At 72.3% G+C, this 16,981-nt stretch carries 18 protein-coding genes; 9 read left to right on the top strand and 9 right to left on the bottom strand.

What is annotated here, in order from left to right; all coding sequences use genetic code 11:
- Nucleotides 1–17: 17 nt before the first annotated feature.
- A complete protein-coding gene (locus BZB76_RS30720) occupies nt 18–818 on the bottom strand; it encodes a hypothetical protein (RefSeq protein WP_246007318.1) in 801 nt (266 codons plus the stop codon).
- A 345-nt stretch (nt 819–1,163) separates the two neighbouring features.
- Here BZB76_RS30720 and BZB76_RS30715 point away from each other — a divergent pair, with 345 nt between their 5' ends.
- Nucleotides 1,164–1,763, top strand: coding sequence for a sigma-70 family RNA polymerase sigma factor (locus tag BZB76_RS30715; protein ID WP_246007317.1), 600 nt, complete (start codon nt 1,164–1,166; stop codon nt 1,761–1,763).
- Between the two features lie 8 nt (nt 1,764–1,771).
- Nucleotides 1,772–2,518: a zf-HC2 domain-containing protein gene (locus tag BZB76_RS36170; RefSeq protein WP_170180832.1), complete on the top strand. Its 747-nt coding sequence runs from the start codon at nt 1,772–1,774 to the stop codon at nt 2,516–2,518.
- A gap of 249 nt (nt 2,519–2,767) precedes the next feature.
- On the opposite strand, the gene BZB76_RS30705 is transcribed toward BZB76_RS36170, so the two are convergent.
- Complete coding sequence (locus tag BZB76_RS30705; RefSeq protein WP_121437897.1) at nt 2,768–3,559, bottom strand: ABC transporter permease; 792 nt, start codon at nt 3,557–3,559, stop codon at nt 2,768–2,770.
- The gene (locus BZB76_RS30700) at nt 3,556–4,539 is read right to left on the bottom strand and encodes an ATP-binding cassette domain-containing protein (RefSeq protein WP_121437896.1); all 984 of its coding nucleotides are present in this window, start codon (nt 4,537–4,539) and stop codon (nt 3,556–3,558) included. Before BZB76_RS30700 ends, BZB76_RS30705 begins: the two co-directional genes overlap by 4 nt.
- Before the next feature lie 108 nt (nt 4,540–4,647).
- On the opposite strand from BZB76_RS30700, the gene BZB76_RS30695 reads away from it, so the two are divergent.
- Nucleotides 4,648–5,412, top strand: coding sequence for a TetR/AcrR family transcriptional regulator (locus BZB76_RS30695; RefSeq protein WP_211343258.1), 765 nt, complete (start codon nt 4,648–4,650; stop codon nt 5,410–5,412).
- Between the two features lie 362 nt (nt 5,413–5,774).
- On the top strand, nt 5,775–6,542 hold the full coding sequence (locus BZB76_RS30690) for an NERD domain-containing protein (RefSeq protein WP_170180831.1): 768 nt from the start codon (nt 5,775–5,777) through the stop codon (nt 6,540–6,542).
- A 49-nt stretch (nt 6,543–6,591) separates the two neighbouring features.
- Here the strand turns inward: BZB76_RS30690 and BZB76_RS30685 are convergent, their stop codons facing one another.
- Nucleotides 6,592–6,999 (bottom strand): hypothetical protein, encoded by a 408-nt coding sequence (locus BZB76_RS30685; RefSeq protein ID WP_121437989.1) that lies wholly within the window; start codon nt 6,997–6,999, stop codon nt 6,592–6,594.
- A 115-nt stretch (nt 7,000–7,114) separates the two neighbouring features.
- Nucleotides 7,115–7,480: a hypothetical protein gene (locus BZB76_RS30680; protein WP_121437988.1), complete on the bottom strand. Its 366-nt coding sequence runs from the start codon at nt 7,478–7,480 to the stop codon at nt 7,115–7,117.
- A gap of 76 nt (nt 7,481–7,556) precedes the next feature.
- Here BZB76_RS30680 and BZB76_RS30675 point away from each other — a divergent pair, with 76 nt between their 5' ends.
- The gene (locus BZB76_RS30675) at nt 7,557–8,300 is read left to right on the top strand and encodes a histidine phosphatase family protein (RefSeq protein ID WP_121437895.1); all 744 of its coding nucleotides are present in this window, start codon (nt 7,557–7,559) and stop codon (nt 8,298–8,300) included.
- On the opposite strand, the gene BZB76_RS30670 is transcribed toward BZB76_RS30675, so the two are convergent.
- Entirely contained in the window at nt 8,260–9,774 is a 1,515-nt protein-coding gene (locus tag BZB76_RS30670) for a GAF domain-containing protein (RefSeq protein WP_246007316.1), read from the bottom strand. The genes BZB76_RS30675 and BZB76_RS30670 overlap by 41 nt on opposite strands.
- Nucleotides 9,775–10,069: 295 nt before the next feature.
- On the opposite strand from BZB76_RS30670, the gene BZB76_RS35040 reads away from it, so the two are divergent.
- The 3 genes from BZB76_RS35040 to BZB76_RS30660 all read left to right on the top strand — a co-directional run bounded on the left by BZB76_RS35040 (nt 10,070) and on the right by BZB76_RS30660 (nt 12,003).
- On the top strand, nt 10,070–10,225 hold the full coding sequence (locus tag BZB76_RS35040; protein WP_170180830.1) for a hypothetical protein: 156 nt from the start codon (nt 10,070–10,072) through the stop codon (nt 10,223–10,225).
- A gap of 84 nt (nt 10,226–10,309) precedes the next feature.
- Nucleotides 10,310–10,873 (top strand): hypothetical protein, encoded by a 564-nt coding sequence (locus BZB76_RS30665; protein ID WP_121437893.1) that lies wholly within the window; start codon nt 10,310–10,312, stop codon nt 10,871–10,873.
- A gap of 80 nt (nt 10,874–10,953) precedes the next feature.
- Nucleotides 10,954–12,003: a threonine aldolase family protein gene (locus tag BZB76_RS30660; protein WP_121437892.1), complete on the top strand. Its 1,050-nt coding sequence runs from the start codon at nt 10,954–10,956 to the stop codon at nt 12,001–12,003.
- Nucleotides 12,004–12,012: 9 nt separating this feature from the next.
- Here BZB76_RS30660 and BZB76_RS30655 read toward each other — a convergent pair whose 3' ends face one another.
- Nucleotides 12,013–13,212, bottom strand: a complete 1,200-nt coding sequence (locus BZB76_RS30655; protein ID WP_121437891.1) for an aminotransferase class I/II-fold pyridoxal phosphate-dependent enzyme — start codon at nt 13,210–13,212, stop codon at nt 12,013–12,015.
- A gap of 254 nt (nt 13,213–13,466) precedes the next feature.
- Between BZB76_RS30655 and BZB76_RS30650 the strand changes: the two genes are divergently transcribed.
- Nucleotides 13,467–14,543: a lysylphosphatidylglycerol synthase transmembrane domain-containing protein gene (locus tag BZB76_RS30650; RefSeq protein ID WP_121437890.1), complete on the top strand. Its 1,077-nt coding sequence runs from the start codon at nt 13,467–13,469 to the stop codon at nt 14,541–14,543.
- Between the two features lie 18 nt (nt 14,544–14,561).
- Here the strand turns inward: BZB76_RS30650 and BZB76_RS30645 are convergent, their stop codons facing one another.
- Together BZB76_RS30645 and BZB76_RS30640 are read right to left on the bottom strand one after the other, a co-directional pair.
- Entirely contained in the window at nt 14,562–15,383 is an 822-nt protein-coding gene (locus tag BZB76_RS30645) for an SGNH/GDSL hydrolase family protein (protein ID WP_121437889.1), read from the bottom strand.
- 227 nt (nt 15,384–15,610) lie between these two features.
- Entirely contained in the window at nt 15,611–16,951 is a 1,341-nt protein-coding gene (locus tag BZB76_RS30640) for a cation:dicarboxylate symporter family transporter (protein ID WP_121437888.1), read from the bottom strand.
- Nucleotides 16,952–16,981 lie beyond the last annotated feature (30 nt).

The following is a 16,981-nucleotide window of genomic DNA, read 5'->3' as shown; positions in this document are numbered from 1 at the left end:
CCGTTCGCTTCCCGGGCCTAGCCGACGGCGAAGGCCGGGAAGTCGAGGACGCGGGCCTCGGGGACGAGCCGATCGCCCGGCCCGCTCCCGCCTCCACCGCAATCGCCGCCGTCGCCGCGCACGCCGTCGTGTCGGTCGCCGCCCCCGTGGTGGTCGCCGCGGGCGTCCGCCTCGGCGGGGCGGCGGGCCGCGTGGCCGGTGAGGATGTGGCCGCGGAAGGCCGTGCCCTTCGCGGTGACCTTGATGGCCTGGAACGCGTCCGGCGACAGCGCGCAGAACCCGGTCCGCACGACGTCCTCGAACAGCGAGTCGGAGACGACGCAGGCCAGGTCGCGGTCGGCGTCGTCGTGCAGGAGGCGGCGCAGCGGCGCGGCGTCCAGCAGCCGCTGGACGACGATGGGCGCGTCGCCGGCCGGTCCGAACGGCCCGGCGGTCAGCGTGCCGTGGTGCAGCGAGAGCCGCACCCGCAGCGGATGCCGGCCCGTTTCGCGGCCGGTCGCGCGGCGGGTCGCCGGGCCGGTCGCGCCGGTCGTCTCCCGGTTGAGTTCGCGCAGCGCGTCGGCGAGGCCGATGACGAAGTCGCCCGCCACGGCTGCCGGGTCGGTGCCGTCCGGCAGCGTGGCCAGTTCGCCGTCCCCGCCGACCTGTTTGTCCCACCGGTCCCGGTCCAGGCCGGCGGCGTGCGCGGCGCGGTCGAGCGCGTCGCACAGGTCGCGCTGCGCGAGCAACTGCTCGCGGGTGTCGCGTTTGCTGTAGCCCTGGATGTCCACCGCCACCAGCAGGCGGTAGCTGAGTCGTGTGTCGCCGTTCCCTCTCAATGTCCCGATCCCGCCCCTCGGTCCTGATCTGGGCAAATGGGCCTGATGCCCGCATTCGCTCCACGGGTTGGAGTGAGCGTTGCCCCTGGTTCCGGACCGGTGGCGACGGGCCTACGTGTCCATCACCGGAACTAGGACGCGGGACGCGGACCGTCCGCGCCGACGGTAAGGAGAAGATAGCGAACCAGTAAGGGCCACAGTGGAAAGGACCGGTCCAACCGGGTCCGTTGAACCCCCGGCGCCGGGGTCCCGTACTGCTTCTCGACGCGATGCCGGGCGCTCGAAGCCCCTTCGGGCGCACGGTCACCGCGTCGTCCGCCCCCGCTTCAGCCGGAGACCCCCGCAATGGCGCACAGATCACCGGCCGCCGTGTCGGCCCCGCGAGAACGTCCCGCCGGTCCGTGGAGCTGGTTCCGCGGCCCGCGGCCCTCGGGCGACGTGGACGACCAGGTGATCGTGACCGAGTTGTACCGCGTGTACGGGCGTCCGCTGCTGTCGTTCGTCCTCCGCCTGACCGGCGGGGACCGGCACTGGGCCGAGGACGTCGTCCAGGAGACGATGATCCGCGCATGGCGCAGCGCGCACCAGCTCGACGAGAACGCGGCCTCGCTGCTGCCGTGGCTGGCGACGGTCGCCCGCCGGATCGTCATCGACGACCAGCGTCGCAAGAACGCCCGGCCGCAGGAGGCGGGCGAGGGTCCGCTGGAGAACATGCGCGTCCCCGACGGACTGGAGGACCTGCTGCGCTCCGTCGTCGTGTCCGAGGCCCTCCTCGCGCTGTCCCCCGCCCACCGCGAGATCCTCGACGAGACCTTCTTCCGGGACCGCTCGGTGAACGAGGCCGCCAAGCATCTCGGCATTCCCGTGGGGACCGTGAAGTCCCGCGTCTACTACGCGCTCAGGGCGCTGCGCGTCGCCCTGGAGGAAAGGGGCGTGACGCCATGAGCGCGGCCATGTCACATACCGGGTCACATACCGGGTCGCATACCGACGTCGGCGCCTACGCCCTCGGCCTGCTCGAAGAACCCGACCGGCGGGCGTTCGAGAACCACCTGTCGGGATGCCCGGCGTGCGACACCGAACTCGCGGAACTGCGCGGCGTCGCCGCGACACTGGACGGCATCGGCCGGATCCCCGAACCGGCGGACGCGGTTCCGCCGCCGCCCGAACCGGCGGTGCTCGCCGACCTGCTGCGGCGGCGAAGCCGCCGGGACCGGCGCCACCGCGCGGTCCGGGCGATGGCCACGGCCGCCGCCGGTGTCGTGCTGGTCGGCGCGGCGCTAGGCACCGGTTTCACGCTGGGCGCCGACCGTGACCGGGCGGCGTCCCGGCCGGACGGCGGAACGGCCGCGCTGCTGCGGGACGGTCACCGCGCGTCGGCGGCCGACGCGGGCACCGGCGTCACCGGGACGGTCGCGACGCAGCGCAGGGCGTGGGGCAGCCGGATCGCGCTGGAACTCAGCCGGGTCCGCGGGCCACTGGAGTGCGAACTGGTCGCCGTGGACCGCGCGGGCCGCGCCCACACGGTCGTGGGCTGGTCGGTGCCCGCCGCCGGGTACGGGCTGCCCGGGTCCGCGCGGCCACGCCTCACGTTGCAGGGCGGCACCGCCCTGCAACCGCGGGAGATCGCCCGCTTCGAGGTCCGCACGATCGGCGAACCCGCGGGCGGTCCCCGCACGCTCCTGACCGTCCCCGGCTAGAGCCGGGTCGCCGAGGCCTCGGCCCGCACGCGAACGCGTGACCCGCCCGGTGGAGCGAAGCCGAAGGCGAGCGGAACCGGGCGGATCGCGAAGCGATGCCGCGTTCGCTCCAGGAACGGTCACGTAGCGAGCCGCAAGGCGAGCGAAGTGGGCCGTGCCTGCAATCAACACAGCGAGCCGCCAGGCGAGCGAAGTGGGCCGTGCCTGCAGTGAACACAGCCGCAAGGCGAGTGAAGTGGGCCGGTCCGGTCATGAACGCGTGCGGTAGCGGTGGGCCGCGAGCGGGGCGAACACCGCGGTGATCGCCACCGGCCACACCACCGCCATCAGGACGCTGTGCCGCACCGCCCACGACCCGCCGGTCGCGCCGCCGCCGAACAGGTCCCGGCACGCCGTGACCGTCGCCGACATCGGGTTCCACTCGGCGATCACGCCGAGCCAGTCCGGCATGGTGCTCGGCGCGACCAGGGCGCTGGACAGGAACCCGATCGGCCACACCAGCGTCTGGACGACCGCCACCGACTCCGGGCCCTTCGCGAGCAGGCCGAGGAAGACACCGACCCACACCAGTGAGAACCGCAGGAGCAACAGCAGCCCGAACGCGGCGAGCGCCCGGCCCGCGCCGTCGTGGACGCGCCAGCCGATCAGCACCCCGCAGACCGCCATCACGGCCAGCCCGGCGACCGAGTGCAGCATGTCGGCGACGGCCCGTCCCACGACCACGGCGGACGAGGACATCGGCATGGAGCGGAACCGGTCCGTCACGCCCTTGGCCGCGTCGCCCGCGACCGCGGCGAACGTCGTCTCGACGCCGAACACCATCGTCAGCGCGAACATGCCGGGGATGATGAACTCCCGGTAGTCGCCGCCGCCGGGCACGTCCATCTGGCCACCGAACAGGTAGCCCATCATCAGCACGACCATCACCGGGAACAGCAGCGCGACGGCGACCTCGCCGGGCCTGCGCGCCCAGTGGGCGAGGGCCCGCCCGGTGAGGGTCCGGCCGTCGGCGACGGCCCAGCGCAGCGTCTGAACGTTCACGCGCGTGCCTCCTGTTCGGTGGTCGTTTCGGTTTCGGCGGTCGTGTCCGTGAGGTGCAGGAACACCTCGTCGAGCGTGGGGCGGCGCAGGCCGATGTCGGCGACCCCGACGCCCGCCTCGTCCAGGGCCCGGACGGTCTCGGTGAGCGCGGCGCCCCGCCCGGAGACCGGGGCGCCGACGCGCAGGGCGTCGGCGTCCACGTCGACCTCGCCGGACGCGACCCGGCCGACGATCGCGGCGGCCGTGTCGAGCGTGGCGGGATCGTCCAGGACGACCTCGACGCGGTCGCCGCCGAGGCGTCCCTTGAGGGCGTCCGGGGTGCCCTCGGCGATGACCCGTCCGCGGTCGACCACCGAGACGCCGTGTGCGAGCCGGTCGGCCTCCTCCAGGTACTGGGTGGTGAGCACGACGGTCGTGCCGCCCTCCACCAGGCCCCGGACCGCGTCCCACACCTCGATGCGGCTGCGCGGGTCGAGGCCGGTGGTGGGCTCGTCCAGGAACAGCACCGGCGGCGCGAGGATCATCGACGCGGCCAGGTCGAGGCGGCGCCGCATGCCGCCGGAGAGCGCGCCCGCGGGCCGGTCGGCGGCGTCGGCGAGCCGGAACCGGTCGAGCAGCTCGTCCGCCCGGCGCCGCGCCTCCTTCGCGCCGAGGTGGTAGAGGCGGCCGAACATGACGAGGTTCTGCCGCGCGCCGAGCACCTCGTCGACGGCGGCGTGCTGGCCGACGAGCCCGATGGCGCACCGCACCCGCGCCGCCTCCCGGACGACGTCGTGCCCGGCGACGGCGGCGGTGCCGGAGTCCGGCGCCGTCAGCGTCGTCAGGACGCGCACGGCGGTGGTCTTGCCCGCGCCGTTCGGGCCGAGCAGGCCGTGCACGGTGCCGGCGGGGATTCGCAGGTCGAGCCCGTCGAGGGCGGCCGTGTCGCCGTAGCGCTTGCGCAGCCCCTCGGCGTGGACCGCGAAGGTCGGTCGCGTCACCCGTCCTCCAAACTATGTACGCCACAATTATGGACGGTGTACGGAGTTAATGTCGGCGACACTATAACGTACGACGTACAGAGTTTCATCCCTGAGAGGATTCCCGATGTGACGACCGAGTACAGCGGGGCCGGCGACCCGATGCGCAGCCTGGAGCTCCTGTGGGGCGCGCGGGACGCGGCGAACCGTCCACCGCGGCGCGGGCCGAAGCCGCGACTGACCGCCGAGGAGATCGTCCGCACCGCGATCGCGCTGGCCGACGCGGAGGGCCTGGACGCGCCGTCCATGCGCCGTATCGCCGACGAGCTCGGCGTCTCCCCCATGTCGATCTACACCTATGTGCCCGGCAAGGCCGAGCTGATCGACGTCATGGTGGACCGCGTGTTCGGAGAGTTGACGCCCGCGTCCGGCGACACCTGGCGGGAGCGGCTGGAGCACGTCGCCCGCGACAACTGGGCCCTGTTCCACCGCCACCCGTGGCTGTTGCGGGTGACGCTGGCGCGCCCGCCGCTCGGCCCGAACACGATCGCCAAGTACGAGAACGAGTTGCGCGCGGTGGAGGGCGCCGGCCTCACCGACGTGGAGATGGACTCGGTCGTCGCCCTCGTCACGGGCTTCGCCGAGAGCGCCGCCCGCGTGTCGGTCAACGCCGCCGAGGCCGAGCGCCGCAGCGGCATCAGCGACGTCGAGTGGTGGAACACCGTCGCCCCCGCCCTCGAGGCGTTCGTGAACGAGGACGACTACCCGGTCGCCACCCGCGTCGGGACCGCCGCCGGCATGGAGTACAACTCGGCCATCTCCCCCGGCCGCGCCTTCGAGTTCGGACTGGCCCGAATTTTGGACGGCATCGAGACCCTCATCGCCTCCCGCTAGAAGCGGCGCGCGCCCCCTCGACGGGCCGCCGCACGCGCCGCCGGCCCCGCCCAGAGCCGGCTTCGCGGACCGTCCGGAACGTTCCGCTGCGTGACCACTCATGCGGGATATGCCACGCGAATGAAAAAGGCTCTGTTCGTTGCGGTGAGACTTGCACCGTGCCTTTCAGCCATTCTGTGGACGCTTCAGAAATCTTCCCGCGGACCGGCCCGCCCAACCATGTAGAAATACCAGGTAGACAATGCTTTCCAGCCGGGAAGTTGCTTCCACGTTTGATTTACGTCACCTTGCTAAGTGTGGCCACATTGCCGCGGACCTCCCCATAATGAGGGCGTCATCGCAGGGTGCTGGGAAGGTTCGTCATGATCGGCAGCTCCATCTACCTGAGGGACAGGGCGGCGTTCACCGGAGGCTCGCCGCAGGCGGTATACGAGGACCTGTGGCAGCGCGGCCGAAAAGGTAGATTGCGGACCCGCGCAATTCTGGCGGTCGTGACGCTCCTTGTGTGCGGGCTGCTGGTGAACCCCATATTCGGAATCGTGATGGCCGTGCTGGTGGCGTCGGCGGACGCGTTCGTCCATTGGCGCGTTTACCACGCGTCCAGCGTGTGGCGGCGCGGACTGCGCGGCACGGAGCGGATGAACCGGTGGTCGCGCCTCACGCTGGAGCGGCGCGGACACCAGGTTCTGTACGAGCGGGTGGTCCCGGGCCACGGGTCCGCCGACGAACTCGTGGTCGGGCCGGGCGGCGTGTGGCTGGTGCACAACGAGGCCTGGCGTCCCGACGCGGAGATCTCCCACCACGGCGGGCGGCTGTTCATCGACGGCCGGACCCAGTCCAAGCTGGTGGGCGAGCTGACCGCGCGGGCCGACGCCGCCGCCGAGCTGATCTCACGGGTCGCGGAGGTGCCCGTGAAGGTACGGCCGGTGCTGGCCGTGCACGGCGGCAAACTCGTTCGGACGCCGTTCACCGCCGACGGGATCGTGTTCGCGCCGCCACTGAGACTGATCCGCTGGATGGGCCGCAACCCGTCCGCCGACTACTCCCCCGACGAGGTCCAGGCCATCGCCCGCGCCGCCGTGCACGCCCTGCCGATCGGCGGCCGGCTCACCCCGCCCAACGCCGCGTGACCACGCCATGACCACCCGTGGGACCGACAGACACCTGTGGCCGGAGGGCTCACTCGCCGCCGCCCACAGGGCGCCCACCGCCCGTTTCGGGCCCGCCACCCGGGCGGGCGGTGCGGCGCAACCACAGCAGGCCCACGACCGGGAGCACCAGCGGCACGAACCCGTAGCCCCGCCCGAACCCGGACCAGACGGTCTCGTCCGGAAACGCGTCGGGGTCGGCGACGCTGAGCGAGCCCACCACCAGCACACCGACCAGTTCGGTGGTGCAGGCGGCGACGGCCACCCGGAAGGACGTCCGGCCGCCCCGGGCGAGCGCCACCGTCGCCAGGACGTAGACGGCCGCCGCGAACGCCGACAGGGAGTAGGCGAGCGGCGCGTCGGAGAACCGGGTGGCGATCTGTACACCCGCCCGAGCACCGGCCGCCAGCGCGAACACCGCGTAGACGGCGACCAGCAACCGTCCCGGCCCGCCCGCGGTGCCGCGGCGGGACGCGCCGCCCGTGCGGGTGCCGGCGTCGGCGCGGACGCCGTCGTCCGCACGGGCCCCGCCGGAGGGACGGGCGCGTTCGGGCTCAGCCACCGGTGCCGCTCCACAACTGGCCCAGCCTGACCACCATGACCGCGACCGCGATCCCGACCACGATGATCACACCCGAGCCCCACCGGGTGCGTTCCAGCAGGCCCCAGCCGGCGCCCGCGACGGGGATGAGCAGAATGCCGAGCAGGTAGCCGGCGAACGTCACCGAACTGTCCGGCCCCTCGTCGCCGGAGAGTTTGACGAACCCGACGACGGCCTGCGCGACCAGCAGAAGTTCCAGGACGCCGAGCGCGATGAGATGCGCGGCGTCCATGGCGCGGTTGCGCAGCGTCGTCACCAGGGCGTAGGCGGCGAGCAGCAACGCCACCACGATGATCACAGTGGACAGTGCGTCCGTCACGGACAAAAGAGTACTACGTCCTGTAGAGGACGCGGCTCATCACGACGCGGCTCAGGAGGTCCGGGGGCGTGGCAGCATGGCGGGCGTGAAGGCGCTGCAGTGGCTGATTCTGACCCGGCACGGCGAGAGCACCGCCAACCTCGCCTACGCGGCGGCGCTCGGCGCCGGCGCCGAGGAGATCGACGTTCCCGAACGGGACCCGGACGTGCCGCTGACGGACACCGGCCGCGCGCAGGCCGCGAACCTCGGCCGCCGGCTCGCCGCCCTCCCCGAGGACGAACGCCCGACCACCGTCGTGACCTCCCCGTTCGTCCGCGCCCTCGACACGGCCAGGATCGCGCTCGCGCAGACGCCGTACGCCGCGCCGCAGAATCCCGACGGGCCGCGGATCCGCGTCGACGAACGGCTCCGCGACCGTGAGCAGGGCGTCCTGTCCGGCCTCACCGAACTCGGCGTCCGCCGCCGGTTCCCTGAGGAGGCCGACCGGCTGCGCCGCCTCGGCAAGTTCTACCACCGGCCGCCCGGCGGCGAGTCCTGGGCCGACCTGGCGCTGCGGCTGCGCAGCTTCTACCGCGACCTGGAGAACGAGGCGCCCGGCGGGCGAGTCCTGGTCGTCGCGCACGACGTGATCGTCGTCATGACCCGGTACCTGGTGGAAGGCCTGTCGGAGCGGGAGATCATGGAGATCGACAAGGCACGCGTCGCGAACGCGTCCTTGAGCCGGTGGCGGCTGGACGGGTCCGGTCCACGGGCCGTCTGCTACAACGACAGCACCCACCTCAACGACGCGGACGACTCCCCGGCCCAAGCTCCTCACTGAGAAGGCGATCGCTGCGGGATGCGACGGCCGGCAACCGCGGATCACCCACCGGAAGGACGGCCCGAAGCCGCTCCAACGCCTCCAGGTCGGCGCGCCCGGACTCCGTCTGCGCGTAGGCCCACAACGCGTCGGCGCCGCCCCGGTCGAGTGCCAGCCGCCGGAGCAGCACCGCCAACTCGTCGCGTTCCGCGCGAACGGCCGGCGCGTCCGAACCGGGCAGCAACTCCCCCGCGTAGAGCCGCACCGCCGCGGCGACGTCCCCCTCGTCCAGCAGCCGCCGGACGGTGAGGAAGTCGGCCTCGACCGCGCAACCGAGCCGGTACGGGCGGGCGCGCACGAGACCGCCGAGCTGCTGGCGGAGCCGGTGGATCTCCGGCCGGACGGTCGCGGCACTACCGTCGTCGCCGTACAGGTACAGCGCGAGCCGGTCACCGGTCAGACCACGCGGATGCAGGGCCAGCAACGCCAGGATCTCCGCGTGCCGCAACGTCAACGCCAACGGCGCGCCGTCCAACCGGGCCCGCGGCCGGTCGTCGCCGAGGAACGACAGCGTCAGCAGCGGCCTCCCACCGGCGGACGGCGACCCGCCCCCGACCGGCGCGCCACCGAGGGACGGCGAGCCACCGGAAGGCGAGGCGGCGGCGTCCCGCGGCGGAGGGCCCCCGCGCAGGCGCAGCAGGAACGCCTCACCGAGCGGTTCGGCGACGGCGGCGCGCCCGTCCGGCAACGTGACCGTCCGGCCGCACTCGGGGACGCGCACCCGCCGCCCCCGCCACCCGGCCACACCCGGTTCCCCCGGCCCGGTCCCGATGATCCGACCGGTCGCGGTGACCAGCACACCGGTCTCCCGCGAGGCGCGCAGATGCGGCAGGAGCCGTTCACGCAACCGCTCGTCCCGCTGCCGCATCTCGTTTTCCAGCCGCGACTCGGCGAGCCCCGCCGCCGCCGCGACCAGCGCCACCGTCGCCGGATGCAACGCCGCCGCCGTCGCGCTGACATCGATACAGCCGATCACCAGCCCCGAGTCCGGATCGGTGATCGGAGCGCCCGCGCAGGACCAACCGCGCAGGACGTGCGCGACGTGCTCGGCCGCGTACACGTACTCGGGCCGGCCCGAGGCGAGGGCGGTGCCGATCCCGTTGGTTCCGACGGCGTCCTCCGACCAGCGGAAACCCTCCGTCAGCCCGATCGCGTCGGCGGCCCGCCGCACGGCCGGCGGGCCCTGCCGCCACAGCACGTGCCCGGTGGCGTCGCTGATCACCATCAGATGCTCGGTCTCGTCGGCGACGCGCCGGAGCAGCTCCTCGAGCATCGGCAGATGACGTTCCAGCGGATGGGCGACACGGGCGTCGGCGAGGACGTCACGGTCGAACACCAGCGGAGCGGCCGCCACGCCCGCGTCGACACCGGCGACCCGGGAGCGACGCCACGACTCGAGGATCGGCGGCCGGACGGCCACCGGACTGTGCACCACCACCACTCCTTCCCCGAACTACCCCGATCCTCCGACTGCTTCCCCGGCCCGTCCGAGGATCGGGCCATCCGCGTGGCGGCGCAACCGTTTCCGGGGTTCCCACCGCGAAATCTCACACGGACAGTGACCGATCGACCGCAACGTGCATGCAACCTTCGGGCGCCTAACGTGGCCGACGCCGGGAGCAGCAGGACCGGTTCGGGGGTCGCGTCGCCCCATATGGGCTGTTCGGGGGAACGCGCACGGGGCGCCGCCGGTACCGCCGCTCCCCGCGCCACGGGAGGACGAACGACCGATGCTCTGCCTGACCTGCCACCGTGTCCGCCCGGCCCGCAACCGGGCCGACTACACCACCGAACGCGCCCGGCTCATCGTCCGCCGCGGGCTGTGCGCGTGCCGTCCGGCACCCCGCCCGACGGACGCCGGAAACCGGCTCGGACGGCCGAAATAAAACGTCCGGTCCACAAAATCTTCAGACGTGGTTCGCCTAGAGTTTAGGAGGAATCCATCGAAGCCGTCCCCTGGAGGGAGCGCCATGACCGTGATCCCGGGTCTCGTCCGCCGCGCCGCCGCCGAGGCGGAGCGTCAGCTGCGAGAAGGCGTGGGCCTTCTCGTCAGACTCGGGCGGGATCTGGAACGGTCGGCGGAACTCGGCCGGTTCCTCCCCTCCTACACCGAACGTGTCGCGAGTCTGGAACAGACCGTCCGCGACCAGGATACCGAGCTGCGGACGCTCCGCACCGAACTCGACTCCCTCGTCGGCCAGCTCAACGACCGGCTCCTGCCGCGCATCGACGAGCGCATGGACGACACCGAACGCGACCTGGCCGCCGTCGCCACCAGCCTGATCCGCACCGGCCGCGACACCGCGGGCCACCAGACCCGGCTCGAGGCCGCCGAACGACGCATCGCCGACCTGCGCACCAAGCTCGCGCAACTGGAACACCGGACCGGACTGTGGCGCGACCTGCAGGCCAACCTCGCCAGGCTCGGCGACGACGTGGACGCCATGCGCGCGCGCATGGCGCTGCGCACCGCCGAACCCCCGGCCGACACCGCGCCCGCCCCGATCCAGAACATCACCGACCGGCCCGCGTGAGAACGGCGGAACACCGAACGGCGGACGGCTGAGCAGCGGACGACGAAACGCCTCGAACGACCGTGCCGGACAATGCACCCATGACACAGTCCCCGACCGGCACCGGCCCGGCGTTCGCCAGCGACAACCAGGCGAGCGTCCACCCCGACATCCTCGCCGCGCTCACCGCCGTCAACGACGGGCACCAACCCGCCTACGGCGACGACACGACCACCGCCCGGCTCCGCGACATCGTCCGGCGCCACTTCGGCGAACGGGCCGAGGTGTTCCCGGTGTTCAACGGCACCGGCGCGAACGTCGTGTCGTTGCAGGCCATGTCGGAACGGTGGAGCTCCGTCATCTGCCCCGAGTCCGCCCACATCAACACCGACGAGTGCGGCGCCCCCGAGAAGATCGCGGGCCTGAAGCTCGTCACCGTGCCGACCCCCGACGGCAAGCTGACACCCGACCTCGTCGAGGCGCACGCCACCGGCTTCGGCAACGTCCAACGACGACAACCCGCCGTCGTCTCCATCACCCAGAGCACGGAACTCGGCACCGTCTACACGGCGGAGGAGACCGCGGCGATCGCGGCCGCGACGCACGAGCACGGCATGACCCTGCACATGGACGGCGCGCGCGTCGCCAACGCCGCCGCCTCCCTCGACCTGCCGCTCCGCGCCCTCACCACCGACGCCGGCGTGGACGTGCTGTCGTTCGGCGGCACCAAGAACGGGCTGCTGCTCGGCGAGGCGATCGTCGTCCTGAACCCCGACGCGGCACGGGGCGTCCCGTACCTGCGCAAGTCGAGCATGCAACTGGCGTCCAAGATGCGGTACGTGTCGGCACAGCTCGCCGCGCTCCTCGACGGTGACCTGTGGCTCCGCAACGCCGCCCACGCCAACGCCATGGCCCGCCGCCTCGCCGACGCCGCCCGCACCGTGCCCGGCGTCCGGATCACCCAGGCCGTCGAGGCCAACGCCGTGTTCGCCGTCATGCCGAAAGCCGCGGCGGAGCGGCTGCGCAAACGGTTCCCGTTCTACATCTGGGACGAAAAGACCGGCGAGGTCCGCTGGGTGTGCTCCTTCGACACCACCGAGGACGACGTCGACGCGTTCACCGCCGCGCTCACCGAGGAACTGTCCACCTGACCCCCCGGCCTACGAGCGACCGGCACCGTGACGAACGGACCGCCCGGACCGCGACGACGCCACCACCGGCTCACCGGTCCGGGCGAACACCTCCAGCACCCGGCGGACATCGCCGTCACTGAGACCCGCGTGCGCGGACAGCCGCACCAGCGTCCGCCCCGCCGACGCCGCCGGCGGGAACAGCGCCGCGCTGTAGACCCCACCCGACACCAGCGCGTCACGCACCCGCGTCGCGTCCGCCTCCGACTCCGCCTCGATCGCGATGATCGCCGTGTCGGACTCCACCAACCGGTGGCCGAGCTCGGTCAACCCGTCCCGCAGCCGGCGCGTGACGACACGCAGCCGGTCACGGCGACGGTTCTCGTCCCGGACGACCTTCAGCGCCGCCGCCAGACCCGCGATGTCATGCGGCAGCAACGCCGAACCGAACACCGCGGGCAGCGCGGCGTGCGCGAAGTAGTCCACGAACCCCGGACGGTCACAGGCGATCAGACCCGCCCGTCCGGCCAGCGCCTTCGTCAGGCTCGCCGTGCGGAAGTCGACCCGGCCGGTGAGCCCGAGCGCGGCGACGAGGCCCTCACCACGCTCGCCGTGCGTGCCGAGCGAATGCGACTCGTCCACGACGAGGAGGCACCCGTGCTCCTCGGCGAACTCCACCAGGGCCGGCAGCGGCGCCACCGAACCGTCGGTGCCGTAGACCGCGTCCACGACGATCACCCCCGGACCGGCCGCCTCGACCCGGCGACGCAGGTCGACGAGGTCGTTGTGGCGGAACCCCGCCGGCTCGGCGCCCGCCGCCCGTGCCCCCTCCCACAGCGACAGGTGCGCGAGAACGTCCAGGTAGACGGGCACCTCCGGCCCCGCGACCACCTGCATCAGGCCCGCGCCGGCCGCCCAGCCCGACGGGCACAGCACCCCCGCGCGAGCGCCCATGTGCCGAGCGAACTCCGCGCCGAGCACGATCTGCGGATGCTCGTCGGGCAGGCACGGGCCCGGCAGCGGGGCCGTGGCGTCCGCCGACCGCAGGCCGACGATCATGGCGTCGGTGATCGCCGGATGCTCGGCGATCGCGAGGTAGTCGCCACAGGTCAGCACGATCGCCCGGCCGCCGGAGGCCGTGGCCGGGCCGGGCCGGCGCCCGCCCCGGCCGGACCTGCCCCCTCTGAGGTGCCTGATTCGCTCACCCAGCCGCTGATGTACGCCGGTCATGCTCTCACTCCCCCGGTCCTCCAAAGTTCGGTCATGCGACCGTCACGTCCTGTAGCGGAGCCTAATCATAGTGTGAAATTCAACTATGGCGTGGACCAATGAGCCGTGCCGCGCAAGAAACCCTCCGCCCGACCGCCGCGCCGCCCGAACCCCGCGAGCACAGGCGATCCGGACGCCCCGAACGTCCCCCATCGTTCGCACCGCGCAGGTCTGAAGGTCGCGTACCCTTCAGTCAAATAGTCGATCACTGAGGTGTGGAGACGATCGCCGCAGGCGCTGAACGCGCGGCGCCCGCCGGACTCCCCGGTCCCGGCGCGGACGCCGCGACACCATTCCCTTTCCGGCGGTCCCTCCGGACCCGCCGGACCCGCTGGGCCATAGTCGGGGCACTGCTCGCCGCCGCTCTGGTCACGGTGCTGCTGGCCGGCGGCCCGCCGCTCCCGGCGATGAACGGCGTGACGACGGCGTTCACCCGGATGCGCTGGGCGTTCCTACCCGCGCTGGTCCTGCTGTCGGCGCTGCACTTCGTGTTCTCGGCGGTCGCGCTGCGCGCCGCGTCCGGCCGGCCGATCCCCCTGTACGAGACGACGCTGACCCAACTGACCGCCGCGGCGGCCAACCGTGTCGCGCCGGGCGGGCTCGGCGCCGTCGCCGTCAACACCCGCTACCTCGTCTGCCGGGGCCTGCCGCTCCCGCAGGCCGCGATCGCCGTCACCGTCTTCCAGGTGGCGAGCGTGCTCGCGGATCTGCTGCTGCTCGTCGCCGCCTTCGGCCTCGGCGGCGGCGACGGCCGCGTGCTGGACGCGCTGGGCAGCCATGCCGTCGCGGCCGTGGGACTCGTCCCGTCCGTGCCGGTGCTCGTCGCGGGCGGTGTGCTGCTGCCCGCCGCCGCGCTGTGGGCCAGGCGCGCCGCCCGCGCCGCCCCGGAACGCTCCCCGCTGGGACGGGCCGCGCTGCGACGGGCCGCGGCCGGGGTCACCGACCTGTGCCGCCGCCCGCGCGACCTGGCGGTCGCCCTCGCCGGGTCCGCCGCGACCACGCTCGCGCTCGGTCTGGCGTTCGCGCTGTCCGTCCTCGCCGTGCCCGGAACGGGCGCGGGCCCGACCGACGTCCTCGCGCTCGTCACCGCCTACCTGGTGGGGGCGGCGGCGGGATCGGCGATCCCGACCCCCGGCGGCGTCGGCACCACCGAGGCCGCGCTGGTGGCCGCGCTCGCCGCGCTCGGCTTCGCCGCCGGCCCGGCCCTGCACGCGGTGCTGCTGTTCCGGGCCGTCACGTTCTGGGCGCCGGTCCCCCTGGGCGTGCTGAGCTGCCGCACGCTTCGCCGGTGACCGCCTTTACGTTGTAGATCAGGTTTGGGTGTGCCGCTTCATGGCGGCGCGGACGGAGCCGGTCAGAGCGGGCAGGTAGCCGAGCCGATGGCCACGCGCGGTCGGATGGTAGGACGCGTCGAGCGGGATCGTGACGGCGTTGAGCCAGTCGTCGCCGGAGCACAGCTCATGCCCGGAGAACTCGTCCCGGACGTCGGACCAGGTGAAGCCGGCGCGGCTCACGGCCTTGGCGGTCACCCCCGCCAGCGTGTCGGCGGCGTGGTTGAGCGCCTTGCGCTTGGTCGTGCTCAGCCCCACGCACCCGTTGACGATCTGGTAGAGCCGGGGATAGCCGAGCACCACGACACGGGCGGACGGCGCCCTGTCGCGGATCTTGGAGTACACCGAGTCGAGCCGGCCGGGCAGGGTGTTCTTCATATAGGTCTCGGCCTGCGTCACCCGGCTCTGGCAGGTCGAGTCCGAGTTCAGCACGCAGGTCTGCATGACGTCGGCGAACCCGGCGTCGTTGCCGCCCACCGAGATGCTGACCAGCGTCGTGGACGAGCTCAGCGCGCCGAGCTGGCCGCTGATGACGGTCGCGGTCGTCGCCCCGGAACAGGCGACGAACTTGAACGACGCGGTCTCGTGCGCCGCCGCCCACAGTTTCGGATAGGCGTTCGCGCTGCGCGTGCACGACCCGCTGGCCGGGTCGTAGCTTCCGGCCCCCGTGCCGGACGAGTAGGAGTCGCCGAGGGCGACATAGCTGGTGGCGGCCGCGGAGGCGGACGCGGGCCAGAGCAGGGATCCGGCGGCGAGGGTCGCCGCGCCGAAGGCGACCAGACTGGGGCGGATGGGACGCATCTGCACTCCGGGGCGAGGTATCGAATTATGCCGTCGAAATTATACCCTCGCCGCCATTCACCGAAGCTTACGATCTGATCAACATCATTTGTCACTATTCGCCCTTGAGATCTTGACATCTCAGGACATTTCCGGGACTCCTTGCGAAAGTGACCACCAATGAACGATCATTACCGCCGCACTCCCCTGTCGGAATTCCTCGGGTTCACCGCGTCCCGGCCGTCCGGTCACGCCTTGCCGCCGACGGGCGCGGCCGGGAGCGGGTCGGCGGGCGCCGGGTCGTCGGTCGGGGTACCGCCGCGGAGGACCAGCATGGCGCGGTCGCGGTCGAACACGCCCTCCCATTTGCTGACGACGATGCTGGCCAGCATCTGACCGCAGAGGCTCACGATGCCGCGCATCATCGACAGGAACCGGTCGACACCGAAGATGAGCATGATTCCCGCGACCGGAATGACGCCCGTGGTGGAGAGGCTGGCAGCGAGCAGGACGAAACCCGCGCCGGCGATGCCCGCGCCGCCCTTGGACGTGATGAGGAAGACCGCGAGCAGGCCGAGCTGCTGCCAGAACGACATGCCGATGTCGAACGCCTGCGCGATATAGAGCCCGGCGAACCCCATGTAGAGGCAGACGCCGTCGGAGTTGAACGCGTAACCGGACGGGACGACCAGCCCCACGATGGGCCGCGGACAACCCAGCTTTTCCAGCTTCTCGATGAGTTTCGGCATGACCGCCTCGTAGTTGGCGGTGCCGAGGGTGATGAGCAGCTCGTCCTTGAAATAGCGGTAGAGGGGAAGGATGCGAATGCCGCAGAGCCTCGCCACGACACCGAGCACGAGCAGGCAGAACACGATCCCGGTCGCCCAGAACAGGCCGACGAAGGCGCCGAGGCTGGTCAGCGTCTTGGTGCCGAACCTGCCGGTGGTGTAGGCCATCGCGCCGAACGCCCCGATCGGGGCCAGGTACATGATCAGCCGGACGATGCCGAAGACGGCCTCGCCGACCCGCTCCACACCGCGCGCGATGGGGGCGCCGCGCTCGCCCATCATCTTCACGGCGATGGCGAACAGCACGGACACGAGGAGGATCTGCAGGACGTTCCCGTCCACGAAGGCGCTGACCACGCTCTCCGGAATGATGTTGACGAGGAAGTCGTACCAGTGCTGGTTCTCCCCGTCCGCCGCGTACTCGCTCGCCTTGCCGGTGAGCTTGATCGCGTCGGGGTCGGCGTGCACACCGTCGCCCGGACGCAGCACGTCCATCACCACCAGACCCATGATCAGCGCGATGGTGGTGATGATCTCGAAGTAGACCAGGGCCTTGACGCCGACGCGGCCCATGCCCGCCAGGGCGCCGGCGGAGGCGATCCCGGTCACGATCGTGCAGAAGATCACCGGGCCGACCAGCATCCGGATCAACGAGATGAAGCCGTCGCCGAGCGGCTGCATGGACGCCCCGGCGTCCGGCGCGACCAACCCGAGCAGGGCGCCGAGCGCGAGGGCGACCAGTACCGTCAGCCAGAGCTTCGTGGTGAAGGCGGTCCGCAGCGCGGACGTGGCCCTGGACATCGCTCCACCTCTGTTCGTCAGTCGCACAGA

It is taken from the genome of Actinomadura pelletieri DSM 43383 (assembly GCF_003634705.1).
GTDB lineage: Bacteria > Actinomycetota > Actinomycetes > Streptosporangiales > Streptosporangiaceae > Spirillospora > Spirillospora pelletieri.
This window is presented reverse-complemented; position numbering and strand designations above follow the sequence as displayed.

Excerpts from the sequence above, each read along its gene's own strand:
- BZB76_RS30690 (WP_170180831.1), top strand. The coding sequence starts at position 5,775 with ATGATCGGCAGCTCCATCTACCTGAGGGACAGGGCGGCGTTCACCGGA.
- BZB76_RS30715 (WP_246007317.1), top strand. The coding sequence starts at position 1,164 with ATGGCGCACAGATCACCGGCCGCCGTGTCGGCCCCGCGAGAACGTCCC.
- BZB76_RS30665 (WP_121437893.1), top strand. The coding sequence starts at position 10,310 with ATGACCGTGATCCCGGGTCTCGTCCGCCGCGCCGCCGCCGAGGCGGAG.
- BZB76_RS36170 (WP_170180832.1), top strand. The coding sequence starts at position 1,772 with ATGTCACATACCGGGTCACATACCGGGTCGCATACCGACGTCGGCGCC.
- BZB76_RS30655 (WP_121437891.1), bottom strand. The coding sequence starts at position 13,212 with ATGACCGGCGTACATCAGCGGCTGGGTGAGCGAATCAGGCACCTCAGA.
- BZB76_RS30660 (WP_121437892.1), top strand. The coding sequence starts at position 10,954 with ATGACACAGTCCCCGACCGGCACCGGCCCGGCGTTCGCCAGCGACAAC.
- BZB76_RS30675 (WP_121437895.1), top strand. The coding sequence starts at position 7,557 with ATGGCGGGCGTGAAGGCGCTGCAGTGGCTGATTCTGACCCGGCACGGC.
- BZB76_RS30640 (WP_121437888.1), bottom strand. The coding sequence starts at position 16,951 with ATGTCCAGGGCCACGTCCGCGCTGCGGACCGCCTTCACCACGAAGCTC.
- BZB76_RS30645 (WP_121437889.1), bottom strand. The coding sequence starts at position 15,383 with ATGCGTCCCATCCGCCCCAGTCTGGTCGCCTTCGGCGCGGCGACCCTC.
- BZB76_RS35040 (WP_170180830.1), top strand. The coding sequence starts at position 10,070 with ATGCTCTGCCTGACCTGCCACCGTGTCCGCCCGGCCCGCAACCGGGCC.